This window comes from Candidatus Eisenbacteria bacterium (assembly GCA_020847735.1).
In the GTDB taxonomy this organism is placed as follows: Bacteria; Eisenbacteria; RBG-16-71-46; order RBG-16-71-46; family RBG-16-71-46; genus CAIXRL01.
In genome coordinates this window covers 92,369-111,561 of record JADLBL010000021.1, presented here as the reverse complement: position 1 = coordinate 111,561, position 19,193 = coordinate 92,369, and the positions used below count along the sequence as shown (strand labels likewise).

18 protein-coding genes and 3 tRNA genes are annotated in these 19,193 nt (G+C 73.7%); 2 read left to right on the top strand and 19 right to left on the bottom strand.

Going from position 1 to position 19,193, the window contains the following annotated elements:
- Nucleotides 1–21: 21 nt before the first annotated feature.
- The 3 genes from IT347_11375 to IT347_11365 form a co-directional block, all read right to left on the bottom strand.
- Nucleotides 22–1,338 carry an SMP-30/gluconolactonase/LRE family protein gene (locus IT347_11375; GenBank protein MCC6350175.1) on the bottom strand — a complete coding sequence of 439 codons (1,317 nt, stop codon included), beginning with the start codon at nucleotides 1,336–1,338 and terminating at the stop codon, nucleotides 22–24.
- 139 nt (nucleotides 1,339–1,477) lie between these two features.
- A complete protein-coding gene (locus IT347_11370) occupies nucleotides 1,478–3,715 on the bottom strand; it encodes a C1 family peptidase (protein MCC6350174.1) in 2,238 nt (745 codons plus the stop codon).
- Nucleotides 3,716–3,776: 61 nt separating this feature from the next.
- Nucleotides 3,777–4,709 carry a proline dehydrogenase family protein gene (locus IT347_11365; GenBank protein MCC6350173.1) on the bottom strand — a complete coding sequence of 311 codons (933 nt, stop codon included), beginning with the start codon at nucleotides 4,707–4,709 and terminating at the stop codon, nucleotides 3,777–3,779.
- A 159-nt stretch (nucleotides 4,710–4,868) separates the two neighbouring features.
- On the opposite strand from IT347_11365, the gene IT347_11360 reads away from it, so the two are divergent.
- A complete protein-coding gene (locus IT347_11360; GenBank protein MCC6350172.1) occupies nucleotides 4,869–5,780 on the top strand; it encodes a dienelactone hydrolase family protein in 912 nt (303 codons plus the stop codon).
- Nucleotides 5,781–5,807: 27 nt separating this feature from the next.
- Here the strand turns inward: IT347_11360 and IT347_11355 are convergent, their stop codons facing one another.
- From IT347_11355 to IT347_11280, 16 genes are all read right to left on the bottom strand, one after another.
- Nucleotides 5,808–5,999, bottom strand: coding sequence for a hypothetical protein (locus IT347_11355; GenBank protein MCC6350171.1), 192 nt, complete (start codon nucleotides 5,997–5,999; stop codon nucleotides 5,808–5,810).
- A gap of 55 nt (nucleotides 6,000–6,054) precedes the next feature.
- Complete coding sequence (locus IT347_11350; GenBank protein ID MCC6350170.1) at nucleotides 6,055–7,590, bottom strand: aminotransferase class V-fold PLP-dependent enzyme; 1,536 nt, start codon at nucleotides 7,588–7,590, stop codon at nucleotides 6,055–6,057.
- Nucleotides 7,591–7,710: 120 nt separating this feature from the next.
- A complete protein-coding gene (locus IT347_11345) occupies nucleotides 7,711–8,025 on the bottom strand; it encodes a hypothetical protein (GenBank protein ID MCC6350169.1) in 315 nt (104 codons plus the stop codon).
- A gap of 126 nt (nucleotides 8,026–8,151) precedes the next feature.
- A complete protein-coding gene (locus IT347_11340) occupies nucleotides 8,152–8,793 on the bottom strand; it encodes a nucleoside deaminase (protein MCC6350168.1) in 642 nt (213 codons plus the stop codon).
- Nucleotides 8,696–9,400, bottom strand: a complete 705-nt coding sequence (locus IT347_11335) for a hypothetical protein (GenBank protein MCC6350167.1) — start codon at nucleotides 9,398–9,400, stop codon at nucleotides 8,696–8,698. The genes IT347_11340 and IT347_11335 overlap by 98 nt, the downstream gene beginning before the upstream one ends.
- Nucleotides 9,401–9,463: 63 nt before the next feature.
- Nucleotides 9,464–9,540, bottom strand: a tRNA-Arg gene (locus tag IT347_11330).
- 43 nt (nucleotides 9,541–9,583) lie between these two features.
- Nucleotides 9,584–9,675 (bottom strand) — tRNA-Ser (locus IT347_11325).
- 10 nt (nucleotides 9,676–9,685) lie between these two features.
- Nucleotides 9,686–9,771 (bottom strand) — tRNA-Ser (locus IT347_11320).
- A 142-nt stretch (nucleotides 9,772–9,913) separates the two neighbouring features.
- Complete coding sequence (locus IT347_11315) at nucleotides 9,914–10,756, bottom strand: ABC transporter permease (protein ID MCC6350166.1); 843 nt, start codon at nucleotides 10,754–10,756, stop codon at nucleotides 9,914–9,916.
- On the bottom strand, nucleotides 10,753–11,577 hold the full coding sequence (locus IT347_11310) for an ABC transporter permease (GenBank protein MCC6350165.1): 825 nt from the start codon (nucleotides 11,575–11,577) through the stop codon (nucleotides 10,753–10,755). Before IT347_11310 ends, IT347_11315 begins: the two co-directional genes overlap by 4 nt.
- Nucleotides 11,574–12,587, bottom strand: a complete 1,014-nt coding sequence (locus IT347_11305; GenBank protein ID MCC6350164.1) for an ABC transporter ATP-binding protein — start codon at nucleotides 12,585–12,587, stop codon at nucleotides 11,574–11,576. Before IT347_11305 ends, IT347_11310 begins: the two co-directional genes overlap by 4 nt.
- A gap of 66 nt (nucleotides 12,588–12,653) precedes the next feature.
- Nucleotides 12,654–13,559 (bottom strand): class I SAM-dependent methyltransferase, encoded by a 906-nt coding sequence (locus tag IT347_11300; GenBank protein MCC6350163.1) that lies wholly within the window; start codon nucleotides 13,557–13,559, stop codon nucleotides 12,654–12,656.
- A complete protein-coding gene (gene mnmA, locus IT347_11295; GenBank protein ID MCC6350162.1) occupies nucleotides 13,556–14,689 on the bottom strand; it encodes a tRNA 2-thiouridine(34) synthase MnmA in 1,134 nt (377 codons plus the stop codon). Before mnmA ends, IT347_11300 begins: the two co-directional genes overlap by 4 nt.
- Nucleotides 14,686–15,840, bottom strand: coding sequence for a cysteine desulfurase (locus IT347_11290; GenBank protein MCC6350161.1), 1,155 nt, complete (start codon nucleotides 15,838–15,840; stop codon nucleotides 14,686–14,688). The genes mnmA and IT347_11290 overlap by 4 nt, the downstream gene beginning before the upstream one ends.
- 111 nt (nucleotides 15,841–15,951) lie before the next feature.
- On the bottom strand, nucleotides 15,952–16,572 hold the full coding sequence (locus tag IT347_11285) for a tetratricopeptide repeat protein (GenBank protein ID MCC6350160.1): 621 nt from the start codon (nucleotides 16,570–16,572) through the stop codon (nucleotides 15,952–15,954).
- Between the two features lie 121 nt (nucleotides 16,573–16,693).
- On the bottom strand, nucleotides 16,694–17,905 hold the full coding sequence (locus IT347_11280) for an aminotransferase class I/II-fold pyridoxal phosphate-dependent enzyme (GenBank protein ID MCC6350159.1): 1,212 nt from the start codon (nucleotides 17,903–17,905) through the stop codon (nucleotides 16,694–16,696).
- Nucleotides 17,906–18,021: 116 nt separating this feature from the next.
- On the opposite strand from IT347_11280, the gene IT347_11275 reads away from it, so the two are divergent.
- Nucleotides 18,022–19,038, top strand: a complete 1,017-nt coding sequence (locus IT347_11275) for a glycosyltransferase family 9 protein (GenBank protein ID MCC6350158.1) — start codon at nucleotides 18,022–18,024, stop codon at nucleotides 19,036–19,038.
- Nucleotides 19,039–19,193: the final 155 nt, after the last annotated feature.

Genomic DNA, 19,193 nt, shown 5'->3' with positions numbered 1-19,193 from the left:
CCGTGTCCGCCGGGCCCGGCTTCAGCGGTGGTCGAGCGACAGCCTGAGCAGCACGGGCGGCCGTGAGTCCGCGCCCGTGCGCAGCCGGCCGTCCTCGCCCACGCGGTCCCAGCCGCTGTCGCCGATCAGGTAGAACTCGCGTCCGACCCGCGTGCCGTGGTTCGGCTCGCCCAGCCGCTCGCCGCCCTGCGCGAGCACGCGCCAGGCGGTGATGCGCGTGCCGGCCGAATCCAGCGACAGCTCGAGCACGCGTTTCGGGTTCGGGCCGTTCTGGATCGCGATCAGCCGATCGCCGTCGCGGTAGAGGCCGTCCACGCCGCCCGAGGAGAGCGAGTAGGGTCGCGGCAGCCACGTCACCCCGCCGCCCGCCAGCGACACCGCGGCGATCCCGCGGGCGTAATCGGCCACGTACAGGCGGGCGCCGTCCGCCGAGAGAACGCAGCCCTGGGGCGAGACGAACTCGCCCGCGGGCACGAGCGTCTCGAGCGTCCCGCCGCCCCGGCGCAGTCGGTAGAGCGCGCCGCCCAGCGATTCGCTCGCGTACACCGTGCCGTCGGGTCCGACCGCGAGGTCGCCGAGCACCTGGCGCGCGGCCGCGCGCGGCAGCTCGACGCGCCGCCGAAGCCGGCCGGTGCGCAGGTCGCAGGCGAACAGCGCCGTGCGTCCCGAGTCGGACGGACTGTACGCGTCGCACTCGGGCCCCGCGGCGGTCGTCGCCCACAGCAGGCCGTTCGCGGCGTCGAGCGCGAGTCCATAGACTCCCCACGTCATGCCCGCGCCGGGTTCGGTGAAGCCGGTGACACTGCCGGCGCGGTCCACCGCGAGGATCCGGCGGCGGTGGATCGAGCTGACGAGGAAGCGCCCGCGCGGCGCGTCCCACGCGACGTCCTCGGCGAGCAGCGAGGCGTCGCCGAGCGCGACGGCGGGCGACAGGTCCCCCACCGGCGCGGCGTTGGCCGCGAGGCGCGCGGCGATGGCGCGGAACGCGCTGTCCTGCCGCCAGGGCGCGAACAGCGTGTCGCGCCCGACGTCGCGCGTCAGGCCGGTCCGCGCGAACGCGTCCAGCCAGCGCAGCACGCCCTCGCGGTCGCCCGCGCGCGCCGCCAGCGTCGCCAGCGCCGACCTGGCGCCCGTGTGCCCGCCGGACAGCGAGTCCGTCGCGATCAGGTGCGCTCGCGCCAGCGCGTCATCGCCCGACGCGAGCGCCGCACGCGCCGCCCGCAGGTGCCACTGCCAGCTCAGCGTGTCGGACGTCTCCGCCGCGCGCGGCGCCGGGACGAGGGCGATCGTCGCGAGAACGACCGCGGCGGGCAGTGCGAGGAGCGCGGAAACTCTCATGCCCCGCACTCTCGCACGGCCCGGAGCCCCGGCGCACGCGCCGTGACGAGCGCGGCGCCGCGTGACGCGAGCGCGCCGGCGCCGGCCCGCGTGCCGCGCCGGACGATCGCCGCGAACGAATCGCCGCGCGGCCGGGGAGCTACTTCCGGTTGTAGGCCTCGCGCCGGTCGCGGCGCGACGCCGCGGTCCGCTCGAAGGTCGGCCGGAGCGCGCCCGCCGCCAGCGACGGACGGCCGAGGATGCGCGCCAGCGTCGCCTGCACGGTCGCGCCGTCGTCGTCGAAGTCGCCGTGGTGCTTCGCCCCCGCGCCGTTGCGCGAACCCTCGCCGACGGCGTTCGGCGACAGCACCCAGACGGCCGCGCCCTCGTCGGCCATCGAACTCGCGCCGTCCAGCCGCTGGAACCAGTTCCGTGTCTCGGGGTGTCGCGTGAGCCACCACTCCATGCCGAGGATCCCGACGCCAGCGGCGAACAGGTTCCGGCCCTTCGCGCCGACCGGGATCAGGGGATTACGCGCCGTCGCTTCGAACGCGTGCGAGACCAGGTAAAGCAGCGACTTGTTGTAGACGTGCGCGCAGTGGTCGTCCTGCTCGGCCTTGTCCGTCAGCGTGAAGAGCGCGAAGCGCCCGACCCCTCGCGCGTCCACGACCGGCTTGTAGCAGCGGGCGAACAGGTCGATCGTGCACGCGGGCGCCCACATCGTGACGCTCTCGATCGGCACGCCGAGCCCCGGCTCGGAGTCCGCGTGGGCGAGGCCCGAAGCGTCCGGCATGCCGGTCCAGTCCACCGCGCCGCGGGTCGCGAGCAGCCGCACGAGCGGCGCCATGAAGATGCTTCCGGCGCTGTGCCCGGCGACGTGCACCTCGACGCCCTGCGCGGCGAGCTGGCGCACGTATTCGGCCACCAGCCGCGCGCCTCCGTTCGCCTGCAGCGTCGCCGCGAGGCCGTTCTGCTTCATCTGGTCCCACTCGAGCTTGCCCGTCGCGGCGCGCGCGACGGGCTCGAGCGCGTCGTCGAGACGGTTGAGCAGGAAGTCGCGGGTCGCATCGAGGATGCCCTCCGGCTTTCGCCGGCGCTGCGCGTCCTCGAGCACGTTGCGGATCGTCGTCCAGTAATCCGTCTTCCACACGAACGCGAGCGGATAGACCTCGGCCTCGAGCAGCGCGCGGCGATAGTCCTGGATGCGGTGCAGCGCGCCGTCCTCGTCGCACAGCCCGCCGTGCGCGTAGAGCAGCAACCGGCGCTTCTTCCAGCCCTTCGTGATCCGGACGAAGTCGTCGCTGAAGAGCTGGTGCACCGCCTGCGCGTCCGACGCCATGATCCCGGAGTTCCGCAACCGCCCGTCGTTGCCGATGCTGACGACGTGCGGCCGCAGATCGGCGATCGCCAGCGGCGTCTTCACGCCGCCGCCCGCCAGGCTCGCCGCCGTCTCCAGCGCGGCCGGCGTGCGGGCGGCGAGGCCGACCGGCGCGCCGAGGCGCCCCACCCACACGTCCGTGCCGTTCTTGAGCCAATCGCCGTAGGTGACGTGGCCGAAGCCCCTCCGCCCCCAGCGCCCGCCCCACGAGTTCTGCAGCCAGAATCCGTCCCGGTCGTAGCCGACGATCGCGAACGCATGGCCGCCCTGGTTGCCCCGGTCGCGCCGCGGGTCCACGCGGCCATCGGACTTCACCGCCTCCCAGCCGGCGTGCACCCACGCCGTCGCGTAGAGAATGCCGACCTCGGCGAGCGCCGCGTGCAGGGCCACGAGGTCGCGGTGGTTGACGCGCGTGTAGCCGCCGAGCGGTCGTGCGAGCGCATCCCGGGCGCGCGCGTCGGTCAGGAGCGTGTCCGCGACGCCCGGATCCGCCGCCGGCCACGCCGACAGCGAGCAGACGCCGTGCTTGAACCAGCCCTTCATCGCCCCGCGCGCGCTCGAGCCGTCGTCGTCCTCGCCCGCCCACTCGTCGTAGCGGCGCGCCATGCGGTAGAGCATGTGCGGGCTGACCTCGATGCGGTCGAAGTCCCGCTCGCGCCGCCGCCCGGCGGCGTCGCCGCTGGGCGCGCGCGTGCGCAGCAGGTAGTGCACGACGGTCGCGAGGGCGAAGCCGGTGCACGCGCCCTCGCGGCCCTGATCGAGCACCGGCAGGCCGAGACGCAGGAAGTCCTCGAGCGGGCGCTCGCGCGGCACCTCGACGAGCGAGGCCTGGTACATGCGGTCGCGAAAGTCCACCGTGTCGGGCCGAGCGGCGAGCAGGTACCGCCCGCGCGCGCGCTTCACCGACTTCGCGACGCGGAGGGCCGGGGCCGACGGGCGCTGCCAGCGCGCGAAGTCGTCGGGAACCGAGACGGACAACGTGCGTGCGCGCGTGCGCGCGCTCCTGCGGGTCGGACTCATGCGCTGCCTCCGGATGAGCGTTCGGCGGGGCGGGTCGCCATCGGGAACCCGGGCATCCGGCTCACCTCGCGAACACGCTGCGCGCCACGAACCAGACGTTGGCCGGTCGCTCGGCGAGCCGGCGCATGTACCACGGGAACCAGGCCTCGCCGTAGCTGATCAGCACGCGCACGCGATGCCCCGAGCCCGCGAGCCGCGCCTGCAGCTCGCGGCGGATGCCGTAGAGCATCTCGAACTCGTAGCGCTCCTTCGCCACGCCGGCCTCCGCGGCATGCGCGCGCAGGTGCTCGATGATGCGCTCGTCGTGGGTGCCGAACGCCGGGAACACCCCGGCGGCGAGCGCCTCGCCTGCGAGCAGGCGCCCGGCGAGCCGCACGTAGTTCGCGTCCACCTCGCTCCGGGTGCGGAACGCGATGCGCTCCGGCTCGTCGTAGGCGCCCTTGACCAGCCGGATCGCGGCGCCCGCGGCGATCAGCGCCTCCAGATCGTCGGCGGTCCGCCGCAGGTAGGCCTGCACCGCGATGCCGAGGTTGGCGCGCTCGGCGCGGGCGCTCCGGTAGAGATCGAGCGTCGCCTGTGTGTAGGCGGAGCCCTCCATGTCCACCCAGACCGTCCGGCCCTGCGCGGCGGCGGCGGCGGCGATGCGCACGAGGTTCGCGCGGGCCGTCGCGGGCGACAGGTCGAGCCCGAGCTGCGTGAGCTTGACCGACATCTCGGCGTTCACCCCGGCCGCGCGCACGCGCTCGTGCGCCTCGACGTAGTGGTCGCCGACCGCCCGCGCGTCCGCCTCGCTCTCGAGGTTCTCGCCGAGGCGCGTCAGGATGGTCGGCATCCCGGCGCGTTCGAGCTCGCGCGTGGCCGTGAGCGCGTCGTCGAGCCGCTCGCCGGGCATGAACCGCCGCGTCGCCCGCCGCACGACCCGGGAGCGCATCGCGCGCTCGCTCAGCCAGCGCGACCGCGAAGCCGACAGCAGTACCTTGCGCATCAGCGGCATGGGGCCCCCGAGGAGTCGGCGGACTGTAGCCCGGTCCGAACGCGCATCGCCAGCGGTGATCGCCGCGGCCGCGCCGCGGCTCCGCGGTCCAGATTCCCGTTGCCCGCCTGCGCCCGTTCCGCCAATGATGGCGGCCCGACCCCGAACGAAAGGAACGTCATGCGCGCTTCGGCCCCGCTCGTGCTCTCCGCCCTCCTGCTCCTTCCCGCCGTGGCGCCCGCCCAGGGCATGGGCGGGCACGACCACGATCCTGGCGCGGCGACCGACCCGGCCGTGGCGGCGCCGGCACGCGATCCGAACCTGCCGGCCGGCGAAGCGGCGGCGAAGGACGAGCTCGAGCATTCGCCGCGGCACGGCGAGTACCAGGACGTGAAGCTGCCGGACGGCTCGGCGCTGAACACCTGGATCTCGTATCCCGAGCGCTCCGACAAGGCGCCGGTCGTGGTGATCATTCACGAGATCTTCGGGCTCACGGACTGGATTCGCGCGCTCGCCGACCAGCTCGCGCGCAGCGGATTCATCGCGGTGGCCCCCGATCTGCTCTCCGGCCTCGGGCCCGGCGGCGGCGGCACCTCGTCGTTTCCGGGCCGCGACAGCGTCGTCGCCGCGATCCGCCGCCTGAAGCCCGCGACGGCCGCGGAGCGCCTCGACGCCGTGCGCGCCTGGGCGAAGTCGCTTCCGGCCGCGAACGGGCGCAGCGCGGCGGTCGGCTTTTGCTGGGGCGGCTCGACGTGCTTCGCCTACGCCGCGAGCCGGCCGGACCTCGATGCGGCGGTCGTCTTCTACGGCTCCGCTCCCGACAGCGCGAGCCTGCTGAAGCTGCGCGTTCCGGTGCTCGGGCTTTACGGCGGCGACGACGCCCGCGTCAACGCGACCATCGAGCCGGCCCGCCGCGTGCTCGCCGGCGCGAAGCTCAGGCTGTACCAGCACCGGGAGTTCGCGGGCGCGGGCCACGGTTTCCTGCGCCAGCAGGACGGCCGCGACGGAGCCAACCTGCGCGCGACGCAGGAGGCGTGGCCGCTGGCGCTCTCGTTCCTGCGGGCCGGCTTCAACGCGAAGCCGCGCCGCTGAAGCGCGGGGTCCCTGCCGGCCCGGGGGTTACTCGCCCTCGTCGCGCCCGGGAAGCAGCGTGCGGCCGGTGAGGGCGTAGTAGGCGACCAGGGCTCCCAGCGCCAGCGCGGCGTAGCCGAGCCACTGCAGAACTCCCGCGCGGTCGATGTTGTCCGCGCCCCACAGCAGCAGGGCGATCGCCACCACCGTCGCGGCGGCGCGGCGGGTCAGCGTGCGCACGTCGGCACGTCCGCGGGCCGGCTCGCGCGACGCCGCGGGGGAACCCGGGAGTGGCTCACGCCACGACGCTCCGCAGCTTCCATTCGCCGGTCGCGTCGTCGAGCTGATAATCGTCGAGATGTCGGCGGCCCTGCCGGGCGACGAACCGGACGCCTTCGAGCAGGGTCTGGAACTCCTGCTCGCGCGTGACCGGCGAGAAGCTCACCCTCACCCAGCCGGGCTTGAGGCCGCAGTGACCGTGCTCCAGCTCGCGGCGGATGCCCCGCGAGACCTGGTCGTCGATCCCCAGCAGGTCGTGCCCGTAGGGGCCCGCGCACATGCAGCCGCCGCGCACCTGCAGCCCGAAGTAGTCGTTGAGCAGCGCGACGGCGAAGTTGTGATGGAGCCCGTGGAAGATGAGCGAGACGATGCCGAGCCGCTCGACGGTGAGGTCGCCGAGAATCTCGATCGAGGGGTGATCCGAGAACTCGGCGAGAAAGCGCCGCAGCCATTCGTGCTCGGTCCGCCGTGCGCGCGCTTCGCCGATCGAGGCCTTGAGGTCGAAGGCCAGCCCCGCCTGGATGGTGCCGACGATGGACGGGGTGCCACCCGTCTCCCGGTGCGAAGCGTCGCTCAGGTAGACGTGCTCGTCGGGCGCGGTGTAGAGCACCGTGCCGCCGCCCGGCTCGACCGGCACGCGGTTCGAGAACAGCCGGCGGTTCGCGACCAGCAGCCCCGGCGAGCGCGGTCCTCCGAGAAACTTGTGCACCGACAGGAACACCGCGTCGAGCGAAGCCTCGGGGTCCGGCCGCCCGTCCGCTCCGGCGGGGTGCAGGTCCATGTCCACGTACGGCCCGGCCGCCGCGAAGTCGAAGAACGCCCACGCGCCGTGCCGGTGCAGCACGCGCGCGAGCGCGTGCACGTCGTTGCGGATGCCGGTCACGTTCGAAGCCGCGGAGAACGTCCCGATCTTGACCGCGCGGCCGGCGTAGCCCGAGAGCAGCGCGTCGAGGTGCTCGGGCGAGACGCGCCCGTGCGCGTCGAACGGCACGTACACGGTCTCGGCGATGGTCTCCCGCCAGCTGATGTCGTTGCTGTGGTGCTCCATGCGGCTGCGGAAGACGACCGGCCGCTCGCTCGCCGGGATCGCGGCCGAAAGATGCCAGCGGTCCTCGAGCTGGCTCGGCAGGCGCAGGCCCATCACCTGGATCAGTCGGTTCACCGCCCCGGTCGAGCCCGAGCCGACCGGCAGCACGACGTCGTCGGGCCCGGCGTTCAGGTACGCGCCGATGCGGCGCAGCGAGCGCTCGTAGAGCCGGGTCATCAGCCGGCCGGTCGCGCTCGTCTCGGTGTGCGTGTTCGCCATGTAGGGCAGCACGCCGAGGTTGAGCGCGTCCTCGACCTCGCGGTGAAAGCGGCCCGAAGCCGTGTAGTCGAAGTAGGCGAGCGGCTGGCTTCCCCGCGGGGTCTCGATGCGCGCGTCGTGCCCGAGCACGCCGTCGCGAACGCGTGCGAGAAACGATTCCTCGCCGGCCGCGCCGGCGGCCTCGAAGGGCCGCAGGGGGACTTCGCCCGACAGCGAAACGAGCGGTTCGGGAGCGGCGGTGCTCATGAACGGAATCCTCCGGGGCGGGAGCGCAGGCGGTCATGCTAAGTCATGAACCGCCCCTCCGCGAGCGCGGCGCAGGCGCCCGACCCGGGACCTGGCCGCCGCGGGCGGAACGTGCGGGCTTCAGCTGCCGAGGTTGAACACGCTGAGCGTCCAGAAGACTCCGCGTCGCGGGTCCTCGACCGTGATGTCGTGCGGGTCGGCGATGATCTCGTCCTCGAGGAAGCCCTCGAGCTGGAGCGAGAGCGCCGGCAGGCGGATGAGCGCCCGCTCGCCGCTGAAACGCACCTGGCAGTCGTAGGCGCCGAAGGTCGTGTTGACGACACGTCCCTCGAACCATCGGCCGTCCACGCGACGGCCCTTGTAGCTCGCCGCCTGGGGCGCGGTCGCGAACGTCGCCCCCGAGAGCAACAGCACCGGGATCAGCCACCTGCGCATGAACCGCCTCCCTCTTCGCGCGCCCGGCTCCCGCCTTCGCGGGCGAAGTCTATCGCAGGCGCGGGACGCCCGGCCAGAGTTGCGGGCGCCGCCGGACGACTCCTGCCGCGGCGTGGTGCGTTCGGCTCAGGCCCCGGAGTCCCCGCCGGCCGGGTCCGCCCCGGGCTCGTCGCCGGCGAGCCCGCCCGCCTCGGCGAGGCGCAGCGCCGCCCTGCGCCGGCGGCGGAAGAACTCGCGCAGCAGCTCGCCGCATTCCCCCGCCAGCACGCCCGCCGTCAGCTCGGCCCGGTGGTTGAGCCGTCGCTCGCCGAGCACGTCGAGCACCGAGCCGCACGCGCCGGCCTTGGGGTCGGCCGCGCCGTACACGACGCGCCCGAGCCGCGCGAGCACGATCGCGCCGGCGCACATCGAGCACGGCTCGAGCGTCACGTAGAGCGTGCAGTCGCTCAGGCGCCAGCCGCCGAGCGCGTTCGACGCCGCGCCGATGGCGAGGATCTCGGCGTGCGCGGTCGCGTCCTTCAGCGATTCGACCTGGTTGTGGCCGCGGCCGACGATCAACCCGTCGTGCACGATCACGCAGCCCACCGGCACCTCGTTCTTGCGCAGCGATTCGCCCGCCTCGCGCAGCGCCGCGCGAATCCCGGCTTCGTCGTCGGGAACGATCACGCGTTCAGTTCGCGGGCGTGGCGGCCGCCGGCTTCGCCGGGAAGTTCGGAACCCAGCGGGCGAGCAGTTTGCCGAGCGTCTCGGAGAAGCTGGGCGCGCCACCCTGCGTGGTGATGGGCCGGTTGTTGAGCCCGCTGGCGTCGATCCCGACCGGATTCGTGTTCGGGTCGTGGTAAAGACCCTCGGCCGTCTCCGATCCGCTGGCCGTCCACAGCAGCCGGCCGCTCGAATCCACCAGGGCCGCGGTCAGGGCGACGGTCGTGGTGGGTTTGCCCGCCTGGTTGTACTCCATCTCGAGCTTCTCGTAGCGATCCACGCGGACCGTCAGCAGCGCGTTCGCGAACATCATGCGCGCGTAGCCCGGCGCTTCGAGCGAGTCGAGCCGCGGCTCCTCGAGCAACCGATGGTTGAACGCCTCGAGCAGGGAGTCGCCGCCCGCCTTGAACATCCGGTCGCGCGTCACCAGCGCCGACACCCAGCGGTAGCCGGTGCCGCGCAGCGCCCGGCCGATCGCGAGTTCGGCGTTCTTGCGGGCCTCGGTGTTGTTGTCGTAGGTGGCCACCGGCAGCATCGCGATCGTGCGCGGCTCGTGGACCGCGAACTCGGGCGAGGTCCAGAACAGGTCCACCTTCTTGCCGCCCTTCTGGGCCGCGGCGGGCGCCGCGAGCGCCGCGGCGAGGAGCAGCAGGCAGGTCAGCACACGGATCATGTCGTCACCTCGGCGCGGGGAGCGCGTGGATCCACACCGCGCCCGGCGGCGCGGGGAGAGACATGGCGGGCCCAGGAGGATTTGAACCCCCAACCTTCTGATCCGTAGTCAGACGCTCTATCCAATTGAGCTATGGGCCCGCCTCGACCGTGAGGCGGCGGCGAACCTCGGACGGCTCGCGTGTGGCGGAGAGGAGAGGATTCGAACCTCCGGGTCAGTTTTACCCGACCAACCGCTTAGCAGGCGGCTGCCTTCAGCCACTCGGCCACCTCTCCATGTCGTTGCTGGCGGAGGGAGTAGGATTCGAACCCACGGAGCTTTCGCTCAGCGGTTTTCAAGACCGCCGCCTTAAACCACTCGGCCATCCCTCCGCGAGTTCGGCCTCCCACCACCGGCGGCGACGGAATCTAGCCGTTCGACGCCCGGCAGGCAAGCCACGCGGGGCATGGTGGGACGTTCGGAGCTCGGGCGGCGCCACGCCGGAGGGGGCAACGCGCTCGCGGCGCGCGGACGTCAGAACATCGTCGTCTGATCCAGCCTCCCGAGCGCGCGGGCGCGGTTCTCGAACCAGCGGAACAACCATCCGGCCACCACCGCGAAGCCGGCGGTGACGAGCGCGAATCCGCCGAGGAGCTGCGCGTCGGACAGGCCCGCGAGCGTCGTGCTCGCGGTCGTGCCGAGCAGGAAGCGGCGGATCGCCTCGTACCACCAGGTCCAGGGCAGCAGCAGCGAGAGTGCGCGCAGCGGCGGCGGCAGCAGGTCCACGGGAAAGATCACCCCGCACAGCAGGTAGAGCGCGAGCGTCACTCCGTCGAGCACGACGATCGCCGCGCGCGTCAGCACGAGGCAGGCGCCCGCGAGCAGCATCGCCCCGCAAAGCGTCGCGAACAGCCCGAGCGCGAGGGCGAGCGCGAGCGGCAGCGGCTGCACGGCGCTCCAGTCCCAGCGCACGCCCAGGGCCCACCATCCCAGCGCGAGCGAGAGCAGCACGCTGATCGTGCCGCGCCCGAACTTGATCGCCGAGCGGCCGAGCAGGAACGTCGGCATACCCATCGGCGAGGCGTACACGTACTTCAGGGTTTCGTACTCCTCCCGCTCGGAGAAGACGACCCAGCCGAGATCCACGACCACGGTGTTGACGTACGAGTGGAAGGCGTTCGCGACGAAGAACCCGGCGAACGCCGCCGAATGCAGCGCCTGCCCGCTCACCGCCCAGTACATGGCGACGAGGATGAGCGAGACCGCGAGCGGCCGGGCGACGACGTAGATGACGAACAGCGCCGGGTCGGCCCAGTTCGAGTCCACCTGCCAGCCGAGCCAGGCGGCGACGCGCACCCGCGCGAGCGCCGCGCTCACTGCCACCTCAGGGTCAGCCGGCCCTCGCGCTTGGCGAGCCGCTCCAGCCAGCCGAGCGCGAAGCGCGCGGCGAACAGGAACACCACCGTGAAGCCCGCGAGCGCCGCCAGTTCGGCGTGCACGGGCAGCAGGCCGTGCGCCTGTTCGCCGAGCAGCACCTGTCGAAGCGCGTCCACGCCCAGCGTCAGCGGCAGCACGCCCGCGGCGACGGCCCCCAGTGCGCCCAGCGTGCGGATCGGGAAATAGAGCCCGGAGAGGAAGTACACCGGCTCCATGAGCGCGTTGCAGGTGTGCCACGCCTCGCGTCCGTAGAGCAGGAACAGGCTCGCGAGCGTCATGCCGAGCGCGTAGAGGGCCGTCATCGTCAGCAGGAAGACCGCCGTGAAGAGCCAGGGCGAGAACGGCTCGAGGCGCACCTGGAAGACCCACAGGCCGAGCGCGACGCCCACGCCCGAGCGCAGGATCGTCGCCGCGAGCCCGCCCGCGGCCATGCCGGTCAGGATCGCCATGCGCGAGCAGGGCGCGGCGAAGTAGAGCTGGAGCTGGCCCTGCTGCTTCTCCCAGTAGAGCTGCGCGCCCATTCCCCACAGCACGTTGATCCAGAAGGTCGAGAGCACGCCGCCGATCACCGCGAGCGCCTCGTAGCTCTTCGGCGCGCCGAGCGCCCGGTACAGAAGCACGAACGCGCACATGCCCAGGTTGGGCAGCACCGCGTCCGAGATGATCCAGTCGAGCTGGCGGAACGAGCCCACGACCCGCACCCAGGCGCGCGCGTACGCGGCGCGCGCGTCGAGCGCAAGGGCTTCGAGAAACGCGCTCACGCCGGCGCCCCGGCGTCGTCGAGGCCGCGCCCGACGATGCGGAGGAACGCGTCCTCCAGGCTCGTCTCGCGCGTCGAGACGCCCTGCACCGCCCAGCCGCGCTCCTCCAGCGCGCGCAGCACGTCGCCGAGCACGCCGCCTTCGGGGAGCGTCAGCTTGAGCGACAGCGTGCCGCGCTCCGGATGAGGCGCGCCCCAGGCGAGCGGGATGCCGAGCACCTCGCCCGCCGGCGGCGTCCCGGGCACGCGCGCCAGCACCTCGAGCTCGACGTGCTGACCGCCCTGCACCGAGCGCCGCAGCGTCGCCGGCGTGTCGCAGGCGAGCACGCGGCCGCGGTCGATGATCGCGATGCGGTCGCACATCTGATCCGCCTCGGCCATGTAGTGCGTGGTCAGCAGCACCGTGCGACCCTCGCGCTCGCGCACCCACTGGAGCACGAACTCGCGCAGCACGCGCGCGGCGTTCACGTCCATGCCGAGCGTCGGCTCGTCGAGGAACAGGATTTCCGGGTCCGAGACGAACCCGCGCGCGAAGTTCATGCGCTGCCGCTGGCCGGTGGACAGGCGATTGATGCGCGTGCCCGCCTGACCGGTCAGCCCCACGACCCCGATCAGTTCCTCGATGCGCGGACGCGCGAGCGACCCGGGCACACCGTAGAATTGCGAGAACATCCACAGGCACTCGCGCACCGTGAGGATGCCGTAGCCCGAGTTCTCGCCGCCCGAGACGAGACCGATGCGGCGCCGCACCTGGTTCGGCTCGCGAACCACGTCGAAGCCGGCGACCCGCGCCTCGCCGGCGGTCGGAAAGAGCAGCGTGTTGAAGATCTTGATGGCCGTGGTCTTGCCCGCGCCGTTCGGTCCGAGGAGTCCGAAGACCTCGCCGCGCTCGATGCGCAGGTCAATGCCGGCGAGCGCGGTCACCGCCGGCGCCCCCCGCGAGGTGCGAAAGTCGCGGCGCAGACCGCAGGCTTCGACGGCGGGGGCGGAATCGGACGCTGGCGCGGACATGGCCGGCGGACCCTAGCAGCGCGCTCGCGGCCGCACCAAGACGCGCGGGGCGGCCCGCGCGGGGCCCTACGCGCCGCGCGGACGGCGGGCGATCAGCACCAGACGGTCGCCGAGCACGTTGAACGCGCGCGTCAGGGGCACGTTGACGGCGTCGAGCGCCGCCATCGCCGCGCGCTGCACGAGGCTCTTGCGGCCGTGGGCGCGGCCGGGCGGGATCTTCGCCTGCTCCAGGGCCACGACCTCGAGCCCCTCGCGCGCGAGCAGTGCGGCCAGCGGCCGGGGCGTGAACTCCCACAGGTGATAGGGCGGCTCGCGCAGGACGATCGGCCGGCCGATCGCGCCGCAGGCGGCGAGCGCGAGCGAGCGCGCGAGCGAGTGGGTCGTGGCCGGCCCGCGCAGGAAGAAGTGCCCGCCCGGCGCGAGCACGCGCGCCACCTCGCGGACGACCTCGCGGCAGTCGGGAACGTGCTCGAGCACGTCGCCCATGTAGACGAGGTCGAACGACGACGCGGGCAGCGCCGCGTCGGCCAGCGTCCCCTGCCGCACGTCGAGTCCGAGCCCGCGCGCGTGCGCGACCGCGTCCGCCGAAAGCTCCACGCCGGTCGCGCGCCAGCCGCGCTCGGCCGCGTGCTTGAGCAGCCAGCCCGAGGCGCAGCCCACCTCGAGCAGCCGGCCCGCTCCGCGATACGGTTCGAAGCGCGCCAGCAGCCCTTCGTTCTCGGCGCGGAACGACGCCTCGTCGAACGAGTGCGCCGCGCTGCGGCCGCAGCGGAAGTCGGTCTGGAAGTAGTCCGCCGAGTAGAGCGCGGCGAGCGAGTCGCCCTCGGGCTGGACGCGCAGGAAGCGCATTCCACATGCGGGGCACTCGGCCGCGGGAAACTCGACGCCCTCCCAGCGGTAGGTCATCGCCAGCGGCCACAGATCCCCCTCGTGGCCGCAGGCAAGGCAGCGCGCGAGCGTGCGCGTCTTCAAGCGGCCGGCGCTCCCGCGCGCCCCGTCGTCGGCGCGGCCCCGGCTCCGGCGACGCCGTGGAGGATCTCGGCGCCTCCCAGGCAGCGCTCGCCGTCGTAGAACACCGCCAGCTGCCCGGGCGTCACCGCCGCCTGCGGCGCGTCGAAGCGCACGAGCACGCCGTCGCCGCGGGCGTGCAGCGTCGCCATCGCGCCAGCATGACTGTAGCGGATGCGAACCAGCGCGCGCGCGCCGTCGGCGGGCGGCGCCGGCAGCAGCCAGTGGACGCGTCCGGTCACGAGTCCGGCCGCGTCGAGCTGCGCGCGCGGGCCGACCGTCACCGTGTTCGCCGCCGGATCGAGCGCGAGCACGTAGAGCGGCTCCGCCGCGCTCAGGCCGAGCCCCCTGCGCTGGCCGACGGTGTAGTGGATCAGGCCGCGATGCGTGCCGACGCGCGCGCCGGTCGCATCGAGGAACGCGCCAGGCCGCGTGCCGCGCGTCTCACCCATCGCGCGCTCGAGGTAGCCCGCGTAGTCGCCGTCGGGTACGAAGCACAGGTCCTGGCTCTCGACCTTGTCCCAGACGGAAAGTCCCAGGCGCTGCGCGTGCGCGCGCACCTCGGACTTCTCGAGCGGTCCGAGCGGCAGGCGCACGCGCGCGAGGGCGGCGTACGGCACCAGCGCCAGCGCGTAGGTCTGGTCCTTGGCGCGATCCGCGGCGCGGTAGAGCCCGAACTCCCCCGGCGCCGCCTCGCGCACCTGCGCGTAGTGGCCGGTCGCCAGCACGTCGGCGCCGGTCAGCTCCATGCGGGTCACGAGGTCGCCGAACTTGAGGTGCTGGTTGCAGAGCGCGCACGGATACGGCGTGCGACCGCTCGCGTAGCCGTCCGCGAAGGGCTGCAGCACGCGGTGCCGGAACACCTCCTCGGCGTCGATCACGTGGTGCGGGAAGCCCATCGCCATGGCGGTGCGGCGCGCGTCGTCGAGCGCGTCGAGCGTGCAGCAGGCCCGCGGGCTGGCGGGCGTGCTGCCGTAGCAGGCGAGCCGCAGCGTCACGCCGGTCACTTCGTGGCCCTGCTCGGCGAGCAGCGCCGCGGCGACGGCCGAGTCCACGCCGCCGCTCATCGCCGCGAGCACGCGCAGCTTCGTCACGCGGAAGTCCCCGCCGGCGCGGCCGCCCGGGCGGCGCGCACCGCGTCGGCGACGAGCGGAACCGCCGCCTGCACGTCGGCCTCGCGGGTCGTGCGCCCGAGCGAGAAGCGGATCGTGCACACGGCGAGCTCGCGCGGCACACCCATCGCCGTCAGCACCGGCGAAGGCTCGACGCCGCCGCTCGCGCAGGCGGCGCCGGCCGAGGCGGCGATGCCGCGCGCATCGAGCGCGAGCAGCATGTGGTCGCTGCGCGCCCCGGGAACCGAGACGCCGAGCGTGTTCGGCAGGCGCGGCGCGCGCGCGCCGTGCACGACCGCGTCCGGCACGGCCGCGAGCAGCGCCCGCTCAAAGCGCTCGCGCAGCGCTCCCACGCGCGCCGTCTCGACCGCGAGTTCGGCGCCGGCGAGTTCGGCGGCCAGCCCGAGGCCGACGATGCCGGGCACGTTCTCGGTGCCGCCGCGCCGGCCGCGCTCGTGCCCGCTGCCGCGAAAGAGCGGCGAAAGCGGCGCGCCGCGCCGGGCGATCAGCGCCGCGGCGCCCTTGGGTCCGCCGAACTTGTGGGCCGAGAGCACCAGGTAGTCCACGCCCAGCGCGGAGCAGTCCACCACCGCCTTGCCCGCACCCTGCACCGCGTCGCAATGGACCAGCATGCCGCGCGCCTTCGCGCGCGCGACGATCTCGGCGACGGGCTGGATCACACCGGTCTCGTTGTTGGCGAACATCAGCGAGACGATCGTCGTGTCGGCGGGCAGCGCGTCCACCGCCCCCGGCACGGTGAGGCCGTCGCCGTCGCACGGAAGCGTTTCGTGCTGCCAGCCCATCTCGGCGAGCACGTCCACCGCGCCGTGCACGGCGTGATGCTCGATCGCCGCGTAGGCGACGCGCAGCCCGGCGTCACGCCGCGCCCAGGCCCCGCCCATCACCGCCAGGTGGTCGCCCTCGGTGCCGCCCGAGACGAACACGACCTCGTCGGCCCGCGCGTTCACCAGCCGCGCGACCTGCTCGCGCGCGCGTTCGACCGCCGCGCGCACGCGCTGGCCCTCGCGGTGCGCGCTCGAGGGGTTGGCGCCCAGATCGCGCAGCGCCGCGTGCATCGCGTCGGCGACCTCGGGCCGCACCGGCGTCGAGGCGTTGTGGTCGAGGTAGATCATCGTGGCCTCCCGGAACGGAGGGTGGATCGTGCGGGCGGGAACGAAACCGCGGCGCACCGGCCGGTGCGCCGCGGCGGAAGGCTCGCGGGATGCGTCCGGTGGGCGGGCGGCTCAGTGGCCTTGCAGGAACTTCTCCAGCACGTCAATGGATTCCTTCGCGCTCACGGCCTCGGGCGAGGTCGGCGCCAGCTCGACGACCTTGCGCCACTGCCGGATCGCGTCGCGGTAGAGCCCTGCGTCGGCGAACGAGACGCCGAGCGTGAAGTAGGCGCAGTAGGCGTTCGGCTTGCGCCGGATGAGTTCGCGCAGCAGTCCCATGGCCTCGTCGAACTTGCCCTGCGCGTACTTGGAGCTGGCCATGCGGCACATCGCCACCGAGTCGTCGGGCGCGACCTGGAGCGCCTTGCCGTACCAGCCCTGCGCGATGTCGGCGCTGCCGAGCGCGTCGGCCGCGATGCCGAGATTGACCATGGTCTTCAGGTCGTTCGGCCGCAGCTGGTTCGCCTTGCCGAGCACCTTCGAGGCCTCGACCATGCGCTCGCGGTCCAGGTACATCACGCCGAGCCGGTAAAGATTGTCGAACTTGCTCGAGTCGCGCGCGACCGCCCTCTCGAGGAGCCCCAGGCTGTCCACGGCGGCGGGCGTCGCGGCGGGTTTGGCGTCGGCGGCGAAGGCCGGGGTGGCGGCGGCAATACCCAGCAGCGCGAGGAACGTCGCGACGAGGCGCTTCACGGTCGGGGACCTCCGTAGGCTCGGGAAGGCGGCGGAAAGCGGCGCGAAGTCTAGCATGCGGCCGCGCCCTCCCGGCAATCGCGGCGCCGGACCTGACGCGGGCCTGACGAGCGCGCGCGCTTCAGCGGCTGGTCGCGGCGGCGGCGGCCAGCGCGAGCGCCCGATCGAGGTCGGCCCAGAGGTCCTCGACGTTCTCGATGCCCGCCGAGACCCGCACGAGGCCCTCGGGAATCCCGGCGCGCCGGCGTCCCTCAGGACCGATCACCTTGTGCGACGTCCACGCCGCCAGCGAGGCCAGCGATTCGACCCCGCCCAGGCTCGCGCCGTGCCGGATGAGGCCGAGGTGGTTCACGACCCGCAGTGCCGCGTCCGCCCCGCCGCGCACCTCGAAGCTCAGCAGCGGACCGAAGCCGTTGCGCATCTGCCGGGCGGCGAGCGCATGGTTCGGGTGCGAGGCGAGTCCGGGATAGAAGACCTGCGCCACCCGCGGGTGCCCCGCGAGCCGGCCCGCCAGTTCCAGCGCGTTGGCGTTCGCGGCCCGCACGCGCAGCGGCAGGGTCTTGAGGCTCCGCTCGATCAGCCACGCCGTGTCGGGATCGGGCACGGGGCCGAAGACCTCGCGCACCCGCGCGACTTCGGCGACGCGCGCGGCGCCCCCCATGACCGCACCGGCCAGCAAGTCGCTGTGGCCGCCGATGGACTTGGTCGCGCTGTAGAGCGACAGATCCGCACCGAGTCCCAGCGGGCGCTGTCCGAGCGGCGAGGCGATCGTGTTGTCGCAGGTCACGACCGCGCCCAACTCGTGCCCGAGGTGCGCGGCCCCGGCGAGGTCGAGGATCGTGAGCGTCGGGTTGATCGGGGATTCCAGGTGCAGCAGGCGCGTGTTCGGGCGGAAGGCCTCACGCCACGAGCCGGGCTCGCGTGCGTCCACCAGCGTGAAGCTCCAGCCGAGGCGCTGTTCGCCCCACGCGAGCAGCGCCTGCGTGCCGCCGTAGCACGGGTTCACGCACACGACGTGGTCGCCGGCTCCGAGCACGGACAGGAAGGCGCTCGAGATCGCCGCCATGCCCGACGGGAACAACAGCGCCGCCTCGGCTCCCTCGAGGTGCGCGAGCCGCTCCTCCGTGGCGTGGATCGTCGGGTGGCCTCGGCGCTGGTAGAAGGCGCCCGCGGTTCCCGCCGTCTGCTGCTCGATCATCGCCTCGAGGCTCCCGAACGTGAAGGTCGCGCTGCGGACGATCGGCGTGCTCACCGCGCCGGTGCCCGCGCCGTGCGGTCCGTGCACGGCGTCGGTCTCGTTCGCGGGGCGCGGGGCTTCGTTCTCGTGGCTCACGGTCCCTCCTCGGGTCGGGCGCCCGGCGTGCGGCGCGGCGGGTGCGGTTGCGATCGGGGCCCATTCTAGCCAAGGTGGGCCGCGTGAGGCCCGTCCAACCCGCGTCGGTCCGCAGAATGTTGTTCGTCCGCCCGCGCTTCCTCGGGGACGTCTGCCTGACGCTGCCGCTGCTCGAGGCGGCGCGCGCGGCCTGCCCGCAGGCGCGGGTCGGCTACGTCGTCGAGAGCGCCCTGGCGCCCCTGCTGTCCGGCGATCCGCGCGTGGACGAGGTGATCGGCGTTCCCGCGAAACCCTCAGCGGGCGAGACCGTGGAGATCTTCCGGCGTCTGCGCGCCTTCGCGCCCGACCTGCTGTTCGACTGCTTCTGCAACCCGCGCACCGCGCTCTGGTCGTACGCCAGCGGCGCCCGCGCGCGCGTCGGCTACCCGAACAAGGGCTGGCGATCGGCGCTCTACACGCACCACGCGCGGCCGCGCACGCTGTCGGCGACCGGCTTTCACCTCGCCTCCCTCGCGGCGCTCGGCTGGCCGGTCCCGGCGAGACCCGCGACGCCGCGCCTGCACGTTTCGGACGCGCGCCGCGAGGAGGCGGCCGCTCGGTTGCGCGACCTCGGTGTCCCGCGGGGCGCGCTGCTCGCCGGCTTCCATGCCGGCGCCCGCTGGCCGACCCGGCGCTGGGCGCCCGAGCGCTTCGTCGCGCTCGCCGCCCGGGCACTCGATGCGCGCGCGGATCTTTGCGCGCTCTTCACCGCCGGCCCCGGAGAGGAGCCGCTCGCGCGCGAGTGCGTGGCGGCGCTGCCGGCCGGGCGGGCGTTCGCGATCGAGCGCTGGCCGCTGCCGCGCTTCGTGGCGCTGCAGTCGCTGTGCGCGGCGTTCGTCTCGGGCGACACCGGCCCGCTGCACACCGCGGTGGCGGGCGGCGCGCGCACGCTCGGGCTCATGAGCCGCAACCGGCCGGCGATGTTCTTTCCCTACCCGGAGTCCGAAGGACACCGCGCGCACTGGGCCCGGGTCGAGTGCAGCCCCTGCGACCGCGACCAGTGCGACGACCTGCGATGCCTCACGCGCCTGGACGTGGACGGCGCCTGGGTGCTGCTCGAGCCGATGCTGGAGTCCCCGCCCGCCGCGCGCTGACGCGCGCCGCGGCCCGGTCGGCCGGCGCGCGGCGTGCGCCTCGCGCGGCCCCGACCGCGCACGCCGCGACCCGCGCGAGCGCCCGCGCGCGAAGCACGGACCGCGGGCATTGGCGCGTGCTAATCTGCGCCCGCGACGCGCGCCCCGAGGCCGGC

Bases quoted from the DNA above. Each gene is read 5' to 3' on its own strand.
- IT347_11345 (MCC6350169.1), bottom strand. From the start codon at position 8,025: ATGCGCAGGTGGCTGATCCCGGTGCTGTTGCTCTCGGGGGCGACGTTC.
- IT347_11350 (MCC6350170.1), bottom strand. From the start codon at position 7,590: ATGAGCACCGCCGCTCCCGAACCGCTCGTTTCGCTGTCGGGCGAAGTC.
- IT347_11335 (MCC6350167.1), bottom strand. From the start codon at position 9,400: ATGATCCGTGTGCTGACCTGCCTGCTGCTCCTCGCCGCGGCGCTCGCG.
- IT347_11275 (MCC6350158.1), top strand. From the start codon at position 18,022: ATGTTGTTCGTCCGCCCGCGCTTCCTCGGGGACGTCTGCCTGACGCTG.
- IT347_11360 (MCC6350172.1), top strand. From the start codon at position 4,869: ATGCGCGCTTCGGCCCCGCTCGTGCTCTCCGCCCTCCTGCTCCTTCCC.
- IT347_11305 (MCC6350164.1), bottom strand. From the start codon at position 12,587: ATGTCCGCGCCAGCGTCCGATTCCGCCCCCGCCGTCGAAGCCTGCGGT.
- IT347_11375 (MCC6350175.1), bottom strand. From the start codon at position 1,338: ATGAGAGTTTCCGCGCTCCTCGCACTGCCCGCCGCGGTCGTTCTCGCG.
- IT347_11370 (MCC6350174.1), bottom strand. From the start codon at position 3,715: ATGAGTCCGACCCGCAGGAGCGCGCGCACGCGCGCACGCACGTTGTCC.
- IT347_11290 (MCC6350161.1), bottom strand. From the start codon at position 15,840: ATGATCTACCTCGACCACAACGCCTCGACGCCGGTGCGGCCCGAGGTC.
- IT347_11365 (MCC6350173.1), bottom strand. From the start codon at position 4,709: ATGCCGCTGATGCGCAAGGTACTGCTGTCGGCTTCGCGGTCGCGCTGG.